This window comes from Amazonocrinis nigriterrae CENA67, from assembly GCF_016056305.1.
GTDB lineage: Bacteria > Cyanobacteriota > Cyanobacteriia > Cyanobacteriales > Nostocaceae > Amazonocrinis > Amazonocrinis nigriterrae.
In genome coordinates, this window is the sequence record NZ_JAECZC010000010.1 from 55820 (window position 1) to 75847 (window position 20028).

Below are 20028 nucleotides of genomic sequence, written 5' to 3' on the forward strand. Positions count from 1 at the left end.
TTACAGAAACTAGGATTTAATCAGGATTTCTAAAGTTTAAAGTTCTGATATTAGTTAACAATGGCAGATTGAGTTAGTGACTGCTTAAGGAAATGCGAGCGCTATGACTCAAGTCAAATCTCAACTCACACTAAAAGAATTCCTAGCCCTACCAGAAGGCGATATAACCTACGAATTAGTTGATGGTAAAGCAAAACCAAAAATGGCTCCAAAAAGATTTCATTCAAGACTAACAGGCGCAATTTATATAATCTTAACTCCGTGGGCAAAAAATCACGGTGAGGTTGGTATTGAGTGGGCTGTCACTTTAAAACGCAAAGGTAGAGATTGGGTTCCTGTACCAGACTTATTCTTTGTTTCCTACTCTCGCCTGAATAGCGATGTGATTGAAGATGAACCTTGTCCCATACCTCCAGACTTAGCCATTGAAATCATCTCTCCTGACCAAACTTTTGGCGAAATGAGTGCCAAAGCTACAGATTATCTAGATGCGGGTGTGATGAGAGTTTGGGTTGTGGATGCAAAAGCTAAAACAATAACTATTTTTTATCCCGATGCACGACCTCAAACAAAAATCGGTGAAGATAGTTTAGAAGATTCTTTATTTGAAGGGCTGCAAATTACACCCGACCAAATTTTTCAACAAGCGGGAATTCCTGAGAAATTTTTAAGTGCGATCGCTTGATTATATGCTCTGTGAATAAAAGTGCGATCGCTGTTTCAATCATGAGAGAATATAGTAAAAGTTCAAAACAGTCAAAACCCCACCCCGCATTTGCTTTTTGCAAACCTCCCCTCCCCGTGAACGGGGAGGGGCTGGGGGTGGGGTTAAAGCGTACCTCATGCAAACGAGAACCGCTAAAGTAAAAGAATTAGTATAAAGTCTTATGGTTACACTTCAACTTAGACAAATTCGAGTCCCACCAGGGCAAAGAATAATACTAGAAGATGTGAGTTGGCAAGTATTTGAAGCAATTCTCAACGAATTAGGAGAACATCGTAGGAGTCGAGTAGCATACAGCCAAGGAACACTAGAAATTATGGCTCCGTTACCAGAACATGAGCGAAGTAAGGTCATAATTGGAGACTTAGTAAAAGCCTTGCTGGATGAACTCGATTTAAATTGGGAGTCTTTAGGTTCAACTACCTTGAAGCGAAAAGACAAGAATGCAGGTATTGAACCGGATGATTGCTTTTATATTCAAAATTATAAGTTAATGATTGGTAAAGACAACATTGACCTCAATGTTGATCCTCCTCCTGATTTGGCAATTGAAATTGATGTCACCTCTAAAACTCAAATTAGTGCTTATAAAGCATTAAAAGTCCCTGAAATTTGGCGATATGAAAACAGAAATTTAGAAATTAGTTTACTGCAAGGTGAGCAGTATGTGAAGTCTCAGACAAGCCCGACATTTCCTAATTTTGCTATCATTGAAATCATTCCTCAATTTGTGGAAATGGCGCGAACCACAGGAATGAGTTCCGCATTGAAAGAGTTTCGGAAATGGGTAAAAGAGCAGATTTGAGTAATTAGACTTAAGACTTTTGACTGCCTAAACCAGAAGATATGCTTTTTAGCTGTATGATAGCTGATCTACTAGGTAAGTGCGATCGCTAGACATAATATGTATTATCTGTAACAGATTATTTAGGAAAAACTATGTTATCCATGCAACCGTGTTTATTAGCTTACCTGCGAAAAAACCCGGTTTTTTTGTTCATAATACCGTTAATAACTTGATAATATCTTATTATATTAGATGTCGCCAGTAGTGTTAGGACATCAACAGATAATAAAACCTAGACCCAAAAAGACTTTTTACCCAGTCCCTAGTCCCTAGTCTCCAGTCCCCAGCTATACTTACGTATTTTAATTATTGGACAAATGCTTCAAACTATCTTCCCTACTTGTGAAAATAGATTTTAGTAATAGTGATATCCATGACAAATCACTCACATAGTAACAAAAATTGAAGCCATATGAGAACTTTTGTTCTATGTGCTATATAATCTTAAACAATTACGGTATTACGCTCAAGATACCGTGGATTTTAGGAGTAAATGCTGATGAGCAAGCCGCAACATGCGACACAGTTAGGAATTTACCTAATTGAGGGAATGCAGATTTATGTCGTGAAAACTTTGCAAACTATGCAGGTTTGGTATCAAAGAATAACTAGAAACTCTATACGAAGCTTTGTGTGTCTGTTTTTAGTAGGTATTTTTTTGAGTATGGCTGTCGCCGCCTGTTCTGGAAGCAGTTCAGCGACAAAAGCTGATGTCAAGCTCAAACTAGTTTCTTTCTCCGTTACTAAAGCAGCACATGACAAAATAATTCCCTTATTTGTGCAAAAGTGGAAGCAAGAACACAACCAAAATGTGACTTTTGAGCAAAGTTATGGAGGTTCTGTAGCTCAAGCGGCTGCTGTCATTGCTGGTAAGCAAGAAGCAGACATAGTACACCTGGCACTTCCTTTTGATGTTAACAAAATTCAGCAAGCAGGGTTAATTAAATCAGGTTGGGAAATCAAATCTCCTAGAAATGGTGTTGTGAGTAGATCCGTAGCTGCTATTGTCACCCGTGAAGGCAATCCTAAAGGTATTAATACTTGGCAAGACTTGGCAAAAGATGGAGTGACATTGATTGCAGCTAACCCGAAAACCTCTGGTATTGCTATTTGGGAATACCTAGCTTTGTGGGGTTCGGTAACTCAAGCAGGCGGTGACGAGACAGCAGCATTAGATTTTGTCACCAAAGTTTATAAAAATGTCCCTGTGTTGGCAAAAGATGCTCGTGAGGCTAGCGATTTATTTTTCCAAAAAGGTCAAGGAGATGTCTTAATTAACTATGAAAATGAAGTATTTTTAGCAGCCCAAAATGGTAAAAAACTACCTTATATCGTACCAAAAATCAATATCTCCATTGATAATCCTGTAACCGTAGTCGATAAAAATGTTGATAAGCACGGTACAAGAAAAGTTGCAGAAGCATTTGTTGATTTTCTTTACTCAACAGAAGCTCAACGAGAATTTGCTAAATTGCAATATCGGCCTGTAAACCCCACCGTTAGCCAAGAAGTATTATCTCAGTATCCCAAAATCGATACTTTATTTACATCTCAAGATTTAGGTGGGTGGGACAATATCCAGAAAAAGTTTTTTGTGAATGGAGCGATCTTTGATCAAGTTCAGGCTGCTAAAAAAGCATGAAGCTTTATATGAATTAGAGAAAGCATAGATAAAACTAACTGCTATCGAATCAGACAATTGCACCGTAAAAGTAATTCATAGCAATTAGCCTGTACTTTAGTTAGATGTCAACTACTATAATTTTTAGTCAATTTTGAGCTTATGAGCTTTCATAGACTATTTAAAGATAAATTATTCCTTGCATTTTTGATGTTTGTCACCTCAGGTGTGACTGGTTGTAGCAGCGCCGAAGAAAAGAAAAGTCAGGTGAGTATTGATGGTGCAGCAGTAGGTTTCCCTATTTCTCTAGCAGTTGCAGAAGAATATGGCAAGCTGAAATCTGATGCTAAAGTTAGTGTTGCTTCAAGTGGTACTGGTGGTGGTTTTAGTAAATTTTGTAATGGCGATATTGATATTGCTGGTGCTTCTCGTACAATTAAAGACGAAGAAATCAAAAAATGTAAAAGCAAGAATGTTGAATTTGTCGAGTTGCCTATTGCTTTAGATGGCATCGCTGTTATTGCTAACCGTAAAAATAACTTTGTCAAATGTCTCACTATTAAGGAATTAGCCACAATTTGGAGCGCTAAATCAGACGGTAAAATCTTGACATGGAATCAAGTTAATCCGAAATTTCCTAAGGAAAAACTCAAGCTGTACGCTCCTGCTTCTGATACTGGGACGTTTGATTACATGACTCAAGCTGTTACTGGCAAAGCCAAGAATGGCCGCACAGACTACACACCTAGCCACAATCAAAACTTACTCGTGCAAGGAGTTTCAGGTGAACCATCAGCTTTAGGTTATGTAGGCATATCTTACTATATTCAAAATCAAGACAAACTCAATTTAGTTGCAGTAGAAGACCCCACAGGCAAATGTGAAAAACCAGTTCCTATAGATAATGTTGTCAAAAATATCTACACACCATTATCTCGCCCCTTATTCATCTATGTCAGTAAAAAATCCTTAGATACCAAGCCAGCAGTTAAAGAATTTGTAGATTTCTATCTAGAAAACTCCTGGAAGTGGGTAGATAGTGTAGGTTATGTAGCATTACCTGATGAAGCTTACGTCAAGGTAAAACAAAAATTGGCTACTGGTGAAACTGGTACTAAATTTAAAAAAGCTAAACCAGGTGAGCCAATCACAAACTTTATTTAAATAAAGTCCTAGTTATTGGAGTTTTATTGTATTCATAACAAAACTGTTTATGCAAAATCCCAATTTTTCAGACGAATCCAATCAAAGATCTAGACAGTTACTAGAAAAAAATGCATTTGAAGATATTTCAGAAAAGATTATTGCAGTCATTTTATTTGCTTGTGCTTTAGTTTCTGTTTTAACTACCTTTGGTATTGTCATAATTATCTTTCAGGAAACATTCGGCTTTTTCCAAGAAGTTTCCTTTGCCCAATTTTTTCTTGATACTAAGTGGACGCCTCTATTTGCAGAGAGACATTTTGGCGTTTGGCCCTTGATGGCTGGCACTTTCTTGACTACAGCGATTGCTATGGCGGTTGCAATTCCTTTGGGTTTATCTTCTGCTATTTATTTAAGTGAATATGCTCAACCTAAAGTAGCAGCAATTTTACGCCCAGCAGTAGAACTTTTAGCAGGAATACCAACAGTAGTCTATGGATATTTTGCACTATTGTTTGTTACGCCATTGCTACGGAATATTGTACCTCTAGAAATATTCAATGCTTTGAGTGCTGGATTGATGATGGGAGTAATGATAACTCCAACAGTTGGTTCCATCAGCTTAGATGCTATTCGAGCAGTTCCACAATCTCTACGAGAGGGTGCTTACGCTTTAGGTATCACTAAACTAGAATCTATTTTTAGAATAGTTCTTCCAGCAGCGCTTTCTGGAATTATAGCCTCAATTATTCTCGGAATTTCTCGTGCTGTGGGTGAAACAATGACTGTTCTCATCGCTGCTGGACAACAGCCAAAATTGACTATTAACTTCGCAGAATCAGTAGAAACCATGACAGCTTACATGGCACAAATTTCTGGTGGAGATAGTCCGCGTGGAAGTCTCAATTTCAAGACTTTATATGCTGTAGGTGCTGTTTTGTTTCTACTTACGCTAGCTTTAAATATTGTGAGTCACTGGATTGCTAATCGTTTTAAGGAAAAGTACGAGTAAGAGACATGACTACAAGTTATCAACCAGAGAGTTCTTGGGATTCGTCAACAGAATTTACTGATAATATTGAGAAGAGGGAGACGTTAGGAAAAGTATTTGAAATAATTTTTTTGTTAGGATTGCTAATTGGTATATTTATTTTAGCATTGCTACTTTTTGATATTTTTCGAGACGGAATAGGCAGATTTTTGACACCTGGCTTTCTGACAGAAACTCCTTCTCGTTTTCCTGATCAAGGTGGTATTCGTCCAGCCATTGTGAGTAGCATTCTTTTAGGAATTGTTGTTATTCTAGTTACTGTACCAATAGGTGTAGGAGCAGCTTTATATCTCGAAGAATATGCACCTAAAACCTGGTGGACAGCAATTGTTGAGATTAATATTAGCAATTTGGCGGGAGTTCCTTCTATTGTCTATGGATTACTAGGTTTAGGAGTTTTCAATTATCTGCTGGGATTTGGCCCCGCTTTAATTTCGGGAGCATTGACTTTATCTTTATTGTCATTACCAGTAATTATTGTGACAGCTAGAGAAGCAATTCGCGCCGTTCCAGATTCCCTAAGACTTGCTTCGTACGGCTTAGGTATGACAAAATGGCGAACTATTAGCAGTCATGTCTTACCTTACGCTATTCCTGGTATTCTAACAGGGGTAATTATTTCTATATCTCGTGCCATTGGTGATGCAGCATCTTTAATTGTTGTAGGTGCTGTGGGTTTTCTCACATTCAACCCTGGTTTATTCCAGAGATTCATGGCGTTACCCATTCAAATTTACAGCTACATCACTCGTCCAGAACCAGGTTTTGCAAATGCAGCAGCAGCGACAATTATTGCATTGTTAGTCTTGATTCTAGTTTTAAATGGCGTAGCAATTTATATTAGGCAACGCTTCTCGATAAATTAGGTAAGGGGAAGGGGAAAGTTGCTTTTTGTAAGGTTTGATTTTTCAGTCTTTAGGAAAGCAAATTCAACTGTATTATTTGGTGTTAATGGTTATCAGGAGTTCAGCGAAATGTCATATAGCAACAGTAGAAGTCAATTAGATAGTGCCACACTTAACCAACAAGATAACTCAGTGTTTAATGTTGAGGGTGTGAAGGTATTCTATAGTGGATTTCTGGCACTTCTTGATGTCTACTTAAAGATTCCAGAAAAACAAATCGTTGCTTTTATTGGCCCCTCAGGATGTGGCAAAAGTACTTTATTGCGTTGCTTCAACCGGATGAATGATTTAATTCCTGGTGCAAAGGTAGAGGGAAGATTAAATTATCGCGATCGCAATATTTATGACCCTAAAATTAATTCTGTTAAATTACGCCGCCAAGTAGGCATGGTTTTTCAAAGACCAAATCCTTTTCCGAAGTCAATATACGAAAATATTGCCTTTGGGCCGCGTTCTAATGGTTATAAAGGTAATATTGATGAATTGGTAGAAGATTCACTAAGACGTGCTGCAATTTGGGATGAAGTCAAAGACAAATTAAAAGCAAAAGGAACTGCTTTATCTGGCGGACAACAGCAACGGCTTTGTATTGCACGGGCGATCGCTATGAAGCCAGATGTACTATTAATGGATGAACCATGCTCTGCTCTTGACCCAATTTCTACGCGTCAAGTAGAAGAACTTTGCTTAGAACTTAAACAGCAGTATACCATTATTATGGTGACTCATAATATGCAGCAAGCTTCTAGAGTTGCAGATTGGACAGCGTTTTTCAACACAGAAATTGACCAGCATGGCAAACGTCGTGGAAAATTAGTTGAGTTCAGTACTACAGAAAAAATGTTTAGTTCTCCGGAAACCAGAGAAGCCGAAGAATATATTAGTGGACGTTTCGGTTAAGCATAATTCCGATTTTATACCAAATCAAATAATCTTTGCGACACATGAATTAACAGTAGGGGCGTACAGCTGTACGCCCCTACAAGTTATTGATTGCATTCTTTTTTAAATTAATATTCGTTGAAATAATTTAGTATCAATACTAAAAAATACAAAGAATGCAATTACTCTTTGTCATTAGTACTCATCATCAGGCAACTTTTCTAATTCATTAGCAATTAGCGTCTGAAAATCCTCATCACAGTGAGTGTGGAGATGAACCACAGCAGCTAGTAGTTCTACTAAAATTTCAGCTTGTTGATTACTAGTTAAACTAGGTAACTGAAGCTGGTTAATTAAGGCTTGTACTTTACCGCATTCTATACCTAGTTCAGCAATCAAAGTACTGAGAGTTGAATTAGTAATGGGAACAGAGCGATCGCTAATCTGCATAAATTATGGCGAGCGATAGGCGACGCGGAGACTTTGGACTAAAATCACTAGAGATGCGATCGCCATCAATCCACCCCAAAACCAGTAAGGTAATAATAAATATCGCTGCATTTGCGCTGTATCAGACAGTCCCAAGCCGCCAGCACTGTAGCTGAATAGATAATTTAGTTGATGGTAAGTACTCACACAAGCTTGTACCCCCAGAAATTGAATCGCAAACCCTTGCACCCATCGCGGTGCTTTGAGAGCAACACCAAGGATAATTAAACCTAGTAGGGGAATAGCCACTAATCCAAACCACGAACGTACCCAAACTAATGTTGAAAGCAGTAAAAAACTGCCTAAAATTTTTAAACTTAAAGAAGCTGCTTTAAAACTACGAGAAGCCAAAATCAAAACTGCACCCGCAATCGGTGGGCCCATCGGCCCAGCGGCTGCAACTAAACCCGGCCCAATTGGCCCTAATGACCTAGAAATACTATAAGTTGCTACACCAGAACCACTGCTAAAAATCTCTAATTTCTGAAACTGTCCTCCTAATAGCAATGCCATTAAGCCGTGACCCATTTCATGAAACCAAGTTGCCAGAATAGTAAACGGATATAAAATGTAATCTCCGGCTGGGACTTGCCACAGTAAAATAGTAGCGATCGCTGCAACCGTCAGCCAAGTTAGCCCCATGCGTTCGACTTCAGGCGGCGCTTCTTTTGTCAGCAAAGGTTCAAAGTCTTTTCCTGGTTTACTCATAGGTAATTCGTAATTCGTAATTCGTAATTCGTAATATCATGTCCGCGCTTATTACTTATTAAACCCACGCTCACCCCACCCCGCCAAAGCTACGCTTTTGCTCCCCTCCCCTTACCAAGGGGAGGGGCTGGGGGTGGGGTGCAATGACTGTGGGAATCATAACTAATTACCCGGACATGATATAGTTCGTAATTCGTAATTTATAACTACTAGTTTCTAATTACGAATTACGAAAGTTAAGAATTAGAGTGAGGAGTTAAGAGTTAGGAGTTGGGAGTGAAGAATTATGATGTCCCTCATCACCCCATCTCCCTATCTCCTCTAGCTCACCTATGCTAACTGAAAGAGAAATGTTACCAAGTCTCCCTTACCTAGGCTAATGCGATCGCCTGGTCGCAAGCGGTGTCGATTTCCTGGTAATAGCGGCAAATTGTTAATATAAGTGCCATTAGAACTGCCCACATCTTCAATATAGTGAGCATCTCCTTCTACACGAATATCTGCATGTATCCGTGAAACAATTTCCGAATTAGGAAAACCTGAAACGTCTATATCCGGGGGAATGCGATCGTTGGGTTTACCGATATGAATTACAGACAAAGTTTGCGGTAATTCAATCTCGCGATCGCTTTGGACGTGGAATAACCGTGCAGTTACCTGTTGCAATTGCGTTCTGGCAACTGCGGGGGCTGGTGGTGGTGCAGGTTGTGGTGCAGGTTGCGGTGCTGGTGGTTCAGGAGGTGCCACTGCTTGCGGCGGCTCTGGAGGTGGCGCTGGTTGTGGGGGTGGAGTAGAAATTTCCTGCTCAGCAACTACAGGTGCAGCAGCTACAGTTGGTGAGGGTGCTACAGGTTGCGGTGCTACAGGTTGCGGTGTTACTGGTTGCGGTGCTGCTTCAGGAGTTACAGCCACCGCCGTCGGTGGTAAGGGTGAAGGAGCAGAATTCATTCCCAAAGGATTTGGTTGTAACAGTTCCAAAAGTGGGTCAGGGGTCACTAATGGCGGTACTTCCAGTGGGATATCAGGAGCAACAGTTGCCACAGCAGTAGCCGCAGCAGGTGCAGCAGTTGAGTGTAGATTAAAACCACATTGACCGCAGAAAGCTGCATCTGCCTGCACAGTTGCCCCACAATTGGGACAGTTACTAGTCGCTGGTAACGGCGTATAACAAGCTTCACACTGGACAGCCCCATTGGGATTGGGGTGATTGCAATTAGGGCAGACGATCATCGATTTAAGCCTTTGTTCAAGATCATCGTAAAATGGTACTGGCAAGCAGAGAGAACTATACAGACCCTTCCGCGGATTTCCGCAGGGTGCGGTGGCTCCCATCGAACAGAATTGCCAAAATGGCGACTCTAGCTTTCGATTTTAACAATTACTTTCGATGAGAAACTTAATGTTGGAGTTCCGAACCTGCCGCCGCATCCAATAGCCACCAAAGTTCTTCTTGGGGTTGAATTAAGCGAGATGGGTAAGTTGAGTCATCTGCTACGGGTGCGAAGACTTGAGCCAAAGCTCCCCGTTTGTTAGCACCAGCAACTAGAAAAATAACGCTGCGAGCAGAGTTGATCAATGGGTAAGTGAAGGTTATGCGGGGGTTCCCGTCTTTATTACCCACAGTAATCAGCCGATCGCGCACTTTCAAGGCTTCAGTATGGGGAAACAGTGATGCAGTATGTGCATCATCACCCATTCCTAGCAATACTACATCCAAAGAAGGAAACTCTCCAGGTGCAGAGTTAAAAAATTCTTGCAGATGCTGTTCATATTTGGCAGCTGATGCCGCTGGATCACCTGACAAAGTAGGTACAGCATGAACATTAGCTGCTGGGATATCAACGTGATTTAGCCACGCCTGACGCGCCATCCGTTCATTGCTATCGGGATGATCTGGTGGGACATAACGTTCATCACCCCAGAATACATGAATTTTATCCCAAGGCAGTTTTTGAGTAGCGATCGCTTCGTACAACGGCTTCGGAGTGCTGCCGCCAGCTAAAGCAATGGTAAATCGCCCCTGCTGCTCAATCGCAGTTTCCAACTTGGACAGGATCAATTCTAGCGATCGCGCAACCAGCGCTGACTGATCCGGTAGAACTTCAACCGTTTTATTCATGACTTCATTATCATTGCTGACTTCCAGCAATACAATACCTAAATTATGGCAACCTCCCTTTTTAACTTTTGAAACTTTTAACATCACCAGATGAGGTTAGTTGTTAGTTGTCAGTTGTCAGTGGTCAGTGGTTAGTTGTTTGGAATGTGTATCATGTACTTTTCAAATCTTGGCAAATATTTACAAAAATAACTAATTACTTGATTTTTAACTGGGTAATAAGTAACAATTTGTCGCAATGATACTTTTTTAACCACAAAATTGATTTCCTAAGTGCAATTGCAGAGAAAATATTCCTGTGCTGTGGTTCCCAAACTTGAGGTGACTTGCGTTGCCGAGTAGGGAATAGCAAAAATGACAGCACAGACAGTTCAAGAAAATAACAACTGACAACTGACCACTGACCACTGACTACTGACTCCTAACCTACAAACAATTCTTCCCAATTAGCGATCGCTTCTCGTTGGGCAATTAATAAATGCTGAATACCTTTTTCTGCAAAATCTAGTAGCTGGTTTAACTGAGTACGGCTAAAGCTGCCTTCTTCACCTGTGCCTTGGATTTCAATGATCCCCAAGTGGTGATTCATCACCACGTTTAAATCTACTGTTGCAGCCACATCTTCAACATAATTCAAGTCCAAATATGGCTCTCCCTGTAATAAACCTACGGAAACTGCTGCTATTTGTCCACACAGGGGCGATCGCTCTAGTACTCCCCGCTGCAACAATTGCGAAATCGCATTAGCCAAAGCTACAAACCCACCTGTAATTGCTGCGGTTCTTGTACCAGCGTCAGCTTGCAATACATCAGCATCTACAGTCAGGGTACGTTCTCCCAAAGCCTCGAAATCGATTGCCGCCCGTAAACTGCGTCCAATTAAACGCTGAATTTCTTGCGTCCGTCCTGATAACTTCAGCAATTCTCTTTCTTGCCGTTGTTGAGTAGCAGAAGGTAGCATTCGGTACTCAGCAGTCAACCAACCTTTACCTGTTCCTGTTAAAAATTTAGGCACTCCTTCAGTAACGCTGACAGTACAAAGTACTTGAGTCTCGCCACATTTTGTCAGAACAGAACCAGGAGCAAAGCGAGTAAAGCCTGTGTGAAAGCTTACGGGACGAAGTTCGTAGGGTTGCCGCTCGTCGGGACGCTGCCAAACCATTGGAGTAGCCTCAAAATTTTCATAGAGTATGAATACTGCCTTAAGATTACCTTAGTGTTGCAACTCTTCTAAGTGCTGTACTGTCGTGTCAGCATCCAACTTCAGGATCAACGATGAAGTATGAAATTTCAATGTAGGCCACTACTAAAGGATTTACTGTGAGTATACAGCAACCCCTCAAAACCAATGTTAAGAGAACTAAACACTCTTCTACATCAAATCCGAGTAGGTCGGCAAAAATCAAGTTAACTAGTTAGGGTAGTCAATAGTCAATAGTCAATAGTCAATAGTTATTCCCCCCTGCTCCCCTGCTCCCCATCCCCATCACTCGACAGACAGCAGAGTCAAAATCTTGTGTTCCACCATCTCAGGCTTCTGGTCTCCGTTAATGGTCAGCAGGCGGCGGCGACGGTCGTAGTATTCTAAGATGGGAATAGTGCGATCGTAAAAAATTTCTACCCGATGATGGACGATTTCGGGTTGGTCATCTGGAAGCGATCGCCCCAAAGACCGACTAACCATCACTGCTTCTGGTACTTGTAAATAAATCGCCCAGTCTAACTTCTGCCCCAATTCCTCCAACAAAAAATCCAATTCCTCCGCTTGAAAAGCAGTACGGGGATAACCCTCTAATATCCAACCACAATCAACATCAGTATTTTTCAGCCGCAATCGAATCAAATCGATTATCATTTCATCGGGGACTAACTCCCGTTTGATTAAGTATGGCTGTGCATGGCAGCCTAGAGTCCTAAGTTGAGCGTAGACGCTGCCAAGCGGCTTGTCGTCAGACATCGCCTGCTGCAACATCTCGCCTGTGGAAATCTGAGGAATATCAAAGTATCTACAAAGCCTCTGTGCTTGAGTGCTTTTCCCCGATCCAGAACCTCCCAGAATCACCAATCTCACAACAGCTCACTCCTCAATTGGTAAAAATAATCACATTCTAAATATGTTTTGCCCAAAGTAACCAGACATTTAACAACTTGATATCGACTATTGATTTGAGTTTTCCACCCCCAGATTTATAAATTTTTTGGAATCGCCAATTACGTAGTTTTATTGTTATGACTAGTTTCATGCAAAAAACGAAAATGTCAATATCCATAACTCTTGACTTGTGGACAAATGTAGTGTTTGACTAAGAATGCAAATTTCTAGATAAACTGAATTTGTCCAAAATAGAATGAGTGCATAAGTACATTTGTATCTACTTAGCACAAAAATTCTTATGTATTTGTAACTTTTTTAACTTTTTTCTATGGTTGCCCAGTTAGAAACCCCAAGTGTAAATTCGGTGCTTAGCCTGCCACACCCAGTTGAAGGACTAATACAAGTTTTCACTAGCGCACACCGTAACTTTTTTACGTTAGTTATGGCGCAAGCACTGAGAATTGCTGGTCAAGGCACTCCAGTATTAATAGTGCAATTTCTCAAAGGCGGCATTAACCAAGGACAAGACCGACCGATTCAGCTAGGGCAAAATTTAGATTGGATTCGCTGTGATTTGCCTCGCTGCATCGATACACCACACCTAGACGATGCAGAAAACGAAGCTTTACAAAAGTTATGGCAGCATACACAACAGATAGTGTGTGAGGGTAAGTATTCTTTGGTTGTTTTAGATGAGTTAAGTTTGGCGATTAACTTTGGTTTAATTCCCGAAGCTGAAGTTTTAGCATTTCTAGCAAAACGCCCTCCCCAAGTTGATATCATTCTCACAGGGCCAGAGATGCCGAAATCTCTTTTAGACGTGGCAGACCAAATTACAGAGATTCGTCGCAGTCATCGCCCCTAAACAAAATACTCAGTTCACGCTATTCTAGTAATTCTGTTTAAATTACCTGTGAACTTGTGATTAAGAACGATATCTGGATCACTGAAATGGCTCAAAAAGGTATGATTTCACCCTTTGAGCCAAGTTTAATCCGAAAAATCCAAAAAGATGCTTCTGTAGGCGTTCAACCTGTAATTAGCTATGGACTGTCTTCCTATGGCTACGATATTAGGCTTTCATCGGCTGAGTTCCGTATTTTCCGCCACATTCCTGGAACTGTAGTTGATCCTAAAAACTTTAATCCTCATAATTTAGAACCAACGCCACTCCACACAGATACTAATGGTAGTTACTTTATCCTGCCTGCTCATTCCTATGGTCTAGGTGTCGCACTAGAAAGACTAGAGGTTCCAAATAATATTACAGTAATTTGTATAGGTAAAAGTACTTATGCGCGTTGTGGTATAATAGCCAACTTAACGCCCGCTGAGGCTGCATGGCGGGGTCATTTAACTCTAGAATTTTCTAATTCTTCGAGCGCAGACTGTCGCATATATGCTAACGAAGGCGTGGTGCAACTGCTATTTTTAGAAGGCGAACCATGCGCTATCAGTTACGAAGCGCGTCAGGGTAAATATCAAGATCAGTTAGAGATTGTGACACTGGCTCGCATATAGTTTAAAGTTGTAAATCCAAAAAAAGCTTTATATTTCAACTTTGGTTAATCCAATAGTGGTTAAAGTACTACTCCTTTTCCGTTGTTAGATTACCTATCCAAATTTCTTTCTCCTGCTGTCTAAACGTAATCTTCAGGTGGAAAAGGAGTAATCTTGCTTTGAAAAAAGGATGCTTTTTATACTTTGTATGATCGCTCTAAATCAAACCTCAAAATCAAAGTGCGATCGCTTTATCCCACTGCAAATTCTGTAAATTGGCGCATGTAAGGAGGTTGATATGCCAGCACAATATCTTGCTTAGCTATTAAGGTGCTAACCTTGCCTTACCTAAACGCTGCTTTTCATACCATTGTGCGATCGCAGGTGCCCAATCTGCAAAATGAGGCCACATCAGTTCACACAACTTTTGAATTTCCAATTGAGCATCTTTCTTATTTCTCAAGTCGCAAAAATGCAGGAAAGACCTTAAATTAAAACTAACTACAAAATGCTGACGATAATCAAAAGGTACTTTACCTCTGGCATGTTCTTCAGACATTCCCGCTGCAAAATCTGCTTGATAGTGCTTAGCTGCTTCTAAGCACCACTGTAAATCTGACGCTCGTTGCTCTGGTGAATAGTAATATTTTTTGCCTTGTCTATCAGTGTAATATCCCACAGGACGCAGGTAGAAAACCTCTTCAATGTCTTTCTTACCTTCTACTACATCAATAAATTGGTTTCCTGTATACCTAAAAGATTGTACATCAAAGGATACACCAACACGATGAGTACGAGCCTGCTGCATGACACTGTGGGGAAAATAGCCACAGTTAAAAATAATCTGGGGATGTTCTAGAGGGCCATAATGACCTCTTTCTCCCGCTAGGAGGCGCTTAACAATAATTTCACCACATTGTGACTCCGAGGGCCAAGAGTCGCGCTCATCAAACACGAAAGACTCGGTATAGTCTTGGTGCATCGCGGCGTAAATCACCTGCTGGGGGTTTGGTGTTTTGGCAATAACCTCTACTCGGAATCGATGCATTGGCTTAACAGAAGTTGATGTGTAAGTGAGAATGTCTCAAAAAAACAAGCTCCACTTGTTCTTTTGACGTGGTTGTGAACCCGATTCACCATGATATCTCTTTAGGCAGATTAAGATGCTTTACAAAAATTAATAATTTTGTTACGATTTGTTACATATAAAATAACAGGGAAAAATTTTATGCGTACAAACAATGCGATCGTTGACGACCAAGGTTTGATGAACAACTTTGCGATCGAGCCAAAAGTTTATGTGGATGAGCAAGGTAACCGCACTGGCTTCACCCCCTATGCAGAACTGCTCAACGGTCGTTTAGCAATGATTGGTTTTATCTCTTTGATAGTATTAGAAGTACTTACAGGACACGGCGTCCTTGGTGTTTTAAGAAGCCTGTAAAAGCTGATTTTTGTCGCTTCACTCTGAAACAATGTAGAGACGGGAAATTTCCCGTCTCTAAGTTTATGGGGAGTTTCATGCTATTTTGGCAGTAACTGATAGCAAGAGCCGTTTTCAGGGTAAAGGTATCGGATAAATTATGGCTTTAACTAATTCAACAATGTTGCCATTAGGCACTAAAGCACCAGATTTTCATCTACCGGAAGTGGTATCTGGAAAGACAACTTCACTTGCCACCTTTGCAGATAAAAAAGCGCTGTTGGTAATGTTTATTTGTCGGCATTGCCCATTTGTAAAGCATGTCCAAAAAGAATTAGCACAGTTAGGAAAAGATTATTTCACAAGCGATTTGGGGATTGTTGCCATCAGTGCTAATGATGCCAAGAATTACCCAGATGATGCGCCAGACTCGTTAAAGGCATTTGTCACAGAACAAGGCTTTACTTTTACCTTGTGTTACGACGAAACTCAGGAGACAGCAAAAGCTTACACAGCAGCTTGCACACCTGATTTTTTTGTATTTGATCAAGAACGAAAACTTGTCTATCGCGGACAATTAGATGATAGCCGCCCTAGTAATGGCAAACCTGTAACAGGTGCAGATTTACGTGCTGCTATTGACGCAGTATTGGCGGGTAAACCCGTAACAGATGAACAAAAGCCTAGTGTTGGTTGTAATATTAAATGGAAATCTGGGAACGCACCCAGTTATTTTGGTTAATATTACACAACACCCCATGATTCCACCAAAGCTGATAGAAATTCCTCGTACCTTTATCTGAGGGACTAATTACAGCGCCTGTTCCCTATTCCCGATTCCCTTTTACTTATATAAATATCCTCCCTTACGCGATCGCAGATAGCTGTAAAGGAGGATATAAACTACTTGATTATTAGTGCTTAATTTCCAAATTGAGGATGTAGCGTCCGAGTTGGACTTTTTCTGCCCACAATTCGTATTCTAAACGTAGATGCTCAGGTAATGAGTGTCCGTTGAGGGCCAAGTTAGTCGTAAAATTGCGTAAGCGGATAGGGTCGTTAGGTTGCAAAGACTCAGTTGGCAACCAATAGCGACTAACGCCATAAACGCCTTGTTCCCAGAAGTGACGGTAACTTACTTGACCGTTACCTTGCATAGTCATGATGACTCGGTAAGGGGAAATCTCCAGCCACAAGACTCTAGGACTGCTGGGGGCGTAAGCGCTGCTGGTTTTTGGGGGAAGGGCATCCTCTGAACTAAGGGAGTTTGCTAGTTCACAGGTAATTAGAGGCGGTGCAGTCAACAATAAATGAAACCGATCGCTGTCTTTTTGATACAGTGTCCCGGACGTTTCAACAACAGACCAAAATGGCAGATCAGTCGAAATAAGTGATAAGCACACGGGCTTGCGGTGATAAGTCAGCATGGGAGCGATAAGGGCTAAAAGCTATTGAACAAAATCAAATCAATACCAGTATCTCTAGCAGGTCATGGTCAGAAACTAAATAGTAAAACATGCTTAATATTAACTGAAGATGCTTATTTGGTAAGCTAACTAGATAAAAATGAAAACAAGTGAAATATTAATTTAAAGAGCAAAAACAATACTTTTTATACGGAGAGGTCAGTTTTCAGTTAAGCTGGTGAATACTTAAATCTTTGTAAATAGTGAAGATCAAAGCGTCGAGAGAGCGACAGTTATTGCAGAAGCACAAGACATTATTACAGTAGTTTTCGTTGGGATAAAGTACAAAAGCTACAGGTTTTGAGGCAGGAGGCAGGAGGCAGGAGTTCAAAACTTTTCATATCTGATGAATCAGTTCTGCGTTTTTTACCTCATTTAAAACCAAACTCCTGTAAGTATATTCTGAAAGAATAACTGAACATCAGAACTATTTTTAGTAGATTTGATTAAATTTCATACAATCAAAAGCGATACCATACTAAAGAGGAAGTCCTCGGTGGCTGCATAATTCACTAATGAACTTCTGATATATTCAAAAACCAGTGTATTTAAAAGTTAGTGTATCCTAATGTCGGCTTCTGTTATAACCGTAGAAACTCAAGAAGACCTATCTCACAAGTTGATTATCCAACAAACCTCTGTTGGACTATCCTTAAAAGGCAGCATCCGAGTACCAGGAGATAAATCTATCTCCCACCGTGCTTTGATGTTGGGTGCTTTAGCCCAAGGTGAAACCGAAATCGCAGGTCTGCTCTTAGGAGAAGATCCCCGCAGCACTGCCAGCTGTTTTCAAGCTTTAGGTGCGGAAATTTCGGAACTAAATACAGAATTAGTGCGGGTTAAAGGTATTGGTCTGGGAAATTTGCTTGAACCAGTTGATGTATTGAATGCTGGCAACTCTGGCACAACACTGCGACTGATGTTGGGACTTTTAGCATCTCATCCAGGGCGCTTTTTCACGGTAACAGGCGATGGTTCTTTGCGATCGCGTCCCATGTCCCGTGTTGTTAAACCTTTGCAACAAATGGGGGCGCAAATTTGGGGACGCCAAAATAATTCCCTAGCACCACTGGCAATTACTGGACAAGCCCTCAAACCCACTCATTATCACTCGCCCATCGCCTCCGCTCAAGTGAAATCTTGTATATTACTTGCGGGTTTGTTAACCGAAGGCAAAACCACTGTCACCGAACCCGCGCTTTCGCGCGACCACAGCGAACGGATGCTAAGAGCATTTGGTGCAGACCTGACCACAGACCCGGAAACTAATAGTGTAACAATTATTGGCCCTGCTCAACTTTACGGACAAAAAGTAGTTGTACCAGGAGATATCAGTTCAGCTGCCTTTTGGTTAGTAGCTGGGGCAATTGTACCTGGTTCTAATTTACTAATTGAAAATGTCGGTGTTAATCCCAGTCGCACGGGAATATTAGAAGCTTTATCTTTGATGGGAGCAGATGTGGAACTGGAAAATCAGCGAGAAGTTGCTGGTGAACCGGTCGCCGATTTACGAGTGCGTCACAGTCGTTTAAAAAGTTGCACCATTGCTGGGGATATTATACCGAGATTAATTGATGAAATTCCCATTTTGGCAGTCGCAGCGGTTTTTGCCGAAGGAACAACAGTGATTAGGGATGCAGAGGAATTAAGGGTTAAAGAAAGCGATCGCATTGCGGTAATGGCCCAGCAACTCAATAAAATGGGAGCCAAGGTAACTGAATTACCTGATGGTATGGAAATTACTGGCGGTACCCCCTTAGTGGGCACCGATGTAGATAGCCATACAGATCATCGCATTGCCATGAGTTTAGCGATCGCAGCTCTAGTCGCCTCTGGAATCACCTCGATTCATCGTGCAGAAGCAGCAGCCATTTCCTACCCCAACTTCACTGCTACCCTACAACAAGTTTGCCAATTTTAAGAGGATAGGGGGATGGGGAGCAGGGGAGAATAACTAATGACAAGTGACAAATTTCATCACCTGCTTCCTAAATTTTAGACCTGAATCCTTACAATACTCTGAATATTAATTTAAATGCGATTTAAATGCGATCGCGGTTATGAGGTGCATCAAAATCAATTACAGGCCCTTTTGGTACAATCCGCGTTGGATTAACCTGCGGATGGCTCCTGTAATAATGTCGTTTGATGTGGTCAAGATTGCAAGTTTCTTTCACTCCCGGAAATTGGTAAAGTTCTTTGAGATAATTCCAGAGATTAGGATAATCTACAATCCGGCGGAGATTGCATTTGAAATGGACATAATAAACTGCATCGAAACGAAACAGGGTAGTGAACATACACCAGTCCGCCTCAGTAATCTCATTCCCACAAAGATAGCGTTGTTTTTCTAATACTTTTTCCCAATAGTCAAGAGCAGCAAATAATTCTGTGACTGCTTCGTCATAAGCCGATTGAGAAGTTGCAAACCCTGCACGATACACACCATTATTGATGGGTTGATAAATCGCATCAATCGTCTGATCAACTATTTCTTGTAAATGCTCAGGATAAAAGTTAATATTTTGTTTAGCGAAAGCATCGAATTGTGTATCAAACATCTTGATGATTTCGCGGGATTCGTTATTGACAATTGTCTGTTTTTGAGAATCCCATAAAACTGGCACTGTCACCCGTCCACTATAATGTGGATCAGCCTTCAGATAAAGTTGCCAGAGGTACTGAGTACCATTCACAGTATCGGGAATAGACCCTGGTTCATCGGTAAATTCCCAACTATTTTGATCAATCTCCGCAGCAACCACTGATAAACCAATGGCATTTTCTAGTCCTTTTAACTGGCGGATAATTGCGGTACGACACGCCCAAGGACAAGCCCAAGAAATATATAAATGATAGCGCCCAGGTTCAGCTTTAAACCCACTAGAACCATCGGCTGTAATTTGATGGCGAAAAGTTGTTGATGGACGAATAAATTTACCTTGTGAATCTTCTTGATCTCGTCTTGAGATCCACTGACCATCTTTGAGGATTCCTAAACCCATATTTATCTCCTGAGTCAACAGTCACCAGTCAAAAGTCAACAGTCAAAAAC

The 20028-nt window shown here is 40.9% G+C and carries 22 protein-coding genes; 12 read left to right on the top strand and 10 right to left on the bottom strand.

Annotated features, from left to right (window positions below; genetic code table 11):
* Positions 1-103: 103 nt before the first annotated feature.
* From I8748_RS08130 to pstB, 7 genes are all read left to right on the top strand, one after another.
* On the top strand, positions 104-685 hold the full coding sequence (locus tag I8748_RS08130; protein WP_198124123.1) for a Uma2 family endonuclease: 582 nt from the start codon (positions 104-106) through the stop codon (positions 683-685).
* A 202-nt stretch (positions 686-887) separates the two neighbouring features.
* Complete coding sequence (locus I8748_RS08135) at positions 888-1529, top strand: Uma2 family endonuclease (RefSeq protein WP_198124124.1); 642 nt, start codon at positions 888-890, stop codon at positions 1527-1529.
* Positions 1530-2070: 541 nt separating this feature from the next.
* Positions 2071-3213: a sulfate ABC transporter substrate-binding protein gene (locus tag I8748_RS08140; RefSeq protein WP_198124125.1), complete on the top strand. Its 1143-nt coding sequence runs from the start codon at positions 2071-2073 to the stop codon at positions 3211-3213.
* 141 nt (positions 3214-3354) lie between these two features.
* Complete coding sequence (locus I8748_RS08145) at positions 3355-4356, top strand: PstS family phosphate ABC transporter substrate-binding protein (RefSeq protein ID WP_198124126.1); 1002 nt, start codon at positions 3355-3357, stop codon at positions 4354-4356.
* Positions 4357-4405: 49 nt separating this feature from the next.
* On the top strand, positions 4406-5347 hold the full coding sequence (gene pstC, locus I8748_RS08150; protein ID WP_198124127.1) for a phosphate ABC transporter permease subunit PstC: 942 nt from the start codon (positions 4406-4408) through the stop codon (positions 5345-5347).
* Positions 5348-5352: 5 nt separating this feature from the next.
* A complete protein-coding gene (gene pstA, locus I8748_RS08155; RefSeq protein ID WP_198124128.1) occupies positions 5353-6252 on the top strand; it encodes a phosphate ABC transporter permease PstA in 900 nt (299 codons plus the stop codon).
* A gap of 108 nt (positions 6253-6360) precedes the next feature.
* Positions 6361-7191: a phosphate ABC transporter ATP-binding protein PstB gene (gene pstB / locus I8748_RS08160; RefSeq protein WP_198124129.1), complete on the top strand. Its 831-nt coding sequence runs from the start codon at positions 6361-6363 to the stop codon at positions 7189-7191.
* A gap of 177 nt (positions 7192-7368) precedes the next feature.
* Here the strand turns inward: pstB and I8748_RS08165 are convergent, their stop codons facing one another.
* From I8748_RS08165 to I8748_RS08190, 6 genes are all read right to left on the bottom strand, one after another.
* The gene (locus I8748_RS08165; RefSeq protein ID WP_198124130.1) at positions 7369-7623 is read right to left on the bottom strand and encodes a hypothetical protein; all 255 of its coding nucleotides are present in this window, start codon (positions 7621-7623) and stop codon (positions 7369-7371) included.
* Positions 7624-7626: 3 nt separating this feature from the next.
* Entirely contained in the window at positions 7627-8370 is a 744-nt protein-coding gene (locus I8748_RS08170; RefSeq protein ID WP_198124131.1) for a M50 family metallopeptidase, read from the bottom strand.
* Between the two features lie 330 nt (positions 8371-8700).
* A complete protein-coding gene (locus I8748_RS08175) occupies positions 8701-9600 on the bottom strand; it encodes an FHA domain-containing protein (RefSeq protein WP_198124132.1) in 900 nt (299 codons plus the stop codon).
* A 166-nt stretch (positions 9601-9766) separates the two neighbouring features.
* Positions 9767-10489 carry a 6-phosphogluconolactonase gene (gene pgl / locus I8748_RS08180; RefSeq protein ID WP_198124133.1) on the bottom strand — a complete coding sequence of 241 codons (723 nt, stop codon included), beginning with the start codon at positions 10487-10489 and terminating at the stop codon, positions 9767-9769.
* 421 nt (positions 10490-10910) lie between these two features.
* Positions 10911-11651 carry a ribonuclease PH gene (rph, locus tag I8748_RS08185; RefSeq protein ID WP_198124134.1) on the bottom strand — a complete coding sequence of 247 codons (741 nt, stop codon included), beginning with the start codon at positions 11649-11651 and terminating at the stop codon, positions 10911-10913.
* A 324-nt stretch (positions 11652-11975) separates the two neighbouring features.
* Positions 11976-12560 (bottom strand): nucleoside monophosphate kinase, encoded by a 585-nt coding sequence (locus I8748_RS08190; RefSeq protein WP_198124135.1) that lies wholly within the window; start codon positions 12558-12560, stop codon positions 11976-11978.
* A gap of 352 nt (positions 12561-12912) precedes the next feature.
* Here I8748_RS08190 and I8748_RS08195 point away from each other — a divergent pair, with 352 nt between their 5' ends.
* Together I8748_RS08195 and dcd are read left to right on the top strand one after the other, a co-directional pair.
* Positions 12913-13449 (top strand): P-loop NTPase family protein, encoded by a 537-nt coding sequence (locus I8748_RS08195; RefSeq protein ID WP_198124136.1) that lies wholly within the window; start codon positions 12913-12915, stop codon positions 13447-13449.
* Positions 13450-13505: 56 nt separating this feature from the next.
* Positions 13506-14105, top strand: a complete 600-nt coding sequence (dcd, locus tag I8748_RS08200) for a dCTP deaminase (protein ID WP_198124137.1) — start codon at positions 13506-13508, stop codon at positions 14103-14105.
* 230 nt (positions 14106-14335) lie between these two features.
* Here dcd and I8748_RS36250 read toward each other — a convergent pair whose 3' ends face one another.
* Entirely contained in the window at positions 14336-14392 is a 57-nt protein-coding gene (locus I8748_RS36250) for a hypothetical protein (protein WP_404800286.1), read from the bottom strand.
* 17 nt (positions 14393-14409) lie between these two features.
* Entirely contained in the window at positions 14410-15132 is a 723-nt protein-coding gene (gene thyX, locus I8748_RS08210) for an FAD-dependent thymidylate synthase (protein ID WP_198124138.1), read from the bottom strand.
* Positions 15133-15312: 180 nt separating this feature from the next.
* Here thyX and I8748_RS08215 point away from each other — a divergent pair, with 180 nt between their 5' ends.
* Both I8748_RS08215 and I8748_RS08220 read left to right on the top strand, forming a co-directional pair.
* On the top strand, positions 15313-15528 hold the full coding sequence (locus tag I8748_RS08215) for a chlorophyll a/b-binding protein (protein WP_198124139.1): 216 nt from the start codon (positions 15313-15315) through the stop codon (positions 15526-15528).
* Positions 15529-15667: 139 nt separating this feature from the next.
* Positions 15668-16249, top strand: coding sequence for a thioredoxin family protein (locus tag I8748_RS08220; RefSeq protein ID WP_198124140.1), 582 nt, complete (start codon positions 15668-15670; stop codon positions 16247-16249).
* Between the two features lie 172 nt (positions 16250-16421).
* Here I8748_RS08220 and I8748_RS08225 read toward each other — a convergent pair whose 3' ends face one another.
* Positions 16422-16934, bottom strand: coding sequence for a hypothetical protein (locus I8748_RS08225; RefSeq protein WP_198124141.1), 513 nt, complete (start codon positions 16932-16934; stop codon positions 16422-16424).
* Between the two features lie 607 nt (positions 16935-17541).
* Between I8748_RS08225 and aroA the strand changes: the two genes are divergently transcribed.
* Positions 17542-18894, top strand: coding sequence for a 3-phosphoshikimate 1-carboxyvinyltransferase (aroA, locus tag I8748_RS08230; RefSeq protein WP_198124142.1), 1353 nt, complete (start codon positions 17542-17544; stop codon positions 18892-18894).
* A gap of 121 nt (positions 18895-19015) precedes the next feature.
* Here the strand turns inward: aroA and I8748_RS08235 are convergent, their stop codons facing one another.
* Positions 19016-19978 carry a glutathione S-transferase family protein gene (locus I8748_RS08235; RefSeq protein ID WP_198124143.1) on the bottom strand — a complete coding sequence of 321 codons (963 nt, stop codon included), beginning with the start codon at positions 19976-19978 and terminating at the stop codon, positions 19016-19018.
* Between the last annotated feature and the right edge of the window lie 50 nt (positions 19979-20028).

What these genes read in the sequence shown, in the direction of transcription:
- aroA (WP_198124142.1), top strand. Translation starts at nt 17,542, where the DNA reads ATGTCGGCTTCTGTTATAACCGTAGAAACTCAAGAAGACCTATCTCAC.
- I8748_RS08220 (WP_198124140.1), top strand. Translation starts at nt 15,668, where the DNA reads ATGGCTTTAACTAATTCAACAATGTTGCCATTAGGCACTAAAGCACCA.
- I8748_RS08140 (WP_198124125.1), top strand. Translation starts at nt 2,071, where the DNA reads ATGAGCAAGCCGCAACATGCGACACAGTTAGGAATTTACCTAATTGAG.
- I8748_RS08195 (WP_198124136.1), top strand. Translation starts at nt 12,913, where the DNA reads ATGGTTGCCCAGTTAGAAACCCCAAGTGTAAATTCGGTGCTTAGCCTG.
- I8748_RS08145 (WP_198124126.1), top strand. Translation starts at nt 3,355, where the DNA reads ATGAGCTTTCATAGACTATTTAAAGATAAATTATTCCTTGCATTTTTG.
- I8748_RS08130 (WP_198124123.1), top strand. Translation starts at nt 104, where the DNA reads ATGACTCAAGTCAAATCTCAACTCACACTAAAAGAATTCCTAGCCCTA.
- rph (WP_198124134.1), bottom strand. Translation starts at nt 11,651, where the DNA reads ATGGTTTGGCAGCGTCCCGACGAGCGGCAACCCTACGAACTTCGTCCC.
- thyX (WP_198124138.1), bottom strand. Translation starts at nt 15,132, where the DNA reads ATGCATCGATTCCGAGTAGAGGTTATTGCCAAAACACCAAACCCCCAG.
- pstB (WP_198124129.1), top strand. Translation starts at nt 6,361, where the DNA reads ATGTCATATAGCAACAGTAGAAGTCAATTAGATAGTGCCACACTTAAC.
- I8748_RS08135 (WP_198124124.1), top strand. Translation starts at nt 888, where the DNA reads ATGGTTACACTTCAACTTAGACAAATTCGAGTCCCACCAGGGCAAAGA.
- pgl (WP_198124133.1), bottom strand. Translation starts at nt 10,489, where the DNA reads ATGAATAAAACGGTTGAAGTTCTACCGGATCAGTCAGCGCTGGTTGCG.
- I8748_RS08165 (WP_198124130.1), bottom strand. Translation starts at nt 7,623, where the DNA reads ATGCAGATTAGCGATCGCTCTGTTCCCATTACTAATTCAACTCTCAGT.
- pstA (WP_198124128.1), top strand. Translation starts at nt 5,353, where the DNA reads ATGACTACAAGTTATCAACCAGAGAGTTCTTGGGATTCGTCAACAGAA.
- I8748_RS08225 (WP_198124141.1), bottom strand. Translation starts at nt 16,934, where the DNA reads ATGCTGACTTATCACCGCAAGCCCGTGTGCTTATCACTTATTTCGACT.
- I8748_RS08175 (WP_198124132.1), bottom strand. Translation starts at nt 9,600, where the DNA reads ATGATCGTCTGCCCTAATTGCAATCACCCCAATCCCAATGGGGCTGTC.
- I8748_RS08215 (WP_198124139.1), top strand. Translation starts at nt 15,313, where the DNA reads ATGCGTACAAACAATGCGATCGTTGACGACCAAGGTTTGATGAACAAC.
- I8748_RS08170 (WP_198124131.1), bottom strand. Translation starts at nt 8,370, where the DNA reads ATGAGTAAACCAGGAAAAGACTTTGAACCTTTGCTGACAAAAGAAGCG.
- I8748_RS08235 (WP_198124143.1), bottom strand. Translation starts at nt 19,978, where the DNA reads ATGGGTTTAGGAATCCTCAAAGATGGTCAGTGGATCTCAAGACGAGAT.
- pstC (WP_198124127.1), top strand. Translation starts at nt 4,406, where the DNA reads ATGCAAAATCCCAATTTTTCAGACGAATCCAATCAAAGATCTAGACAG.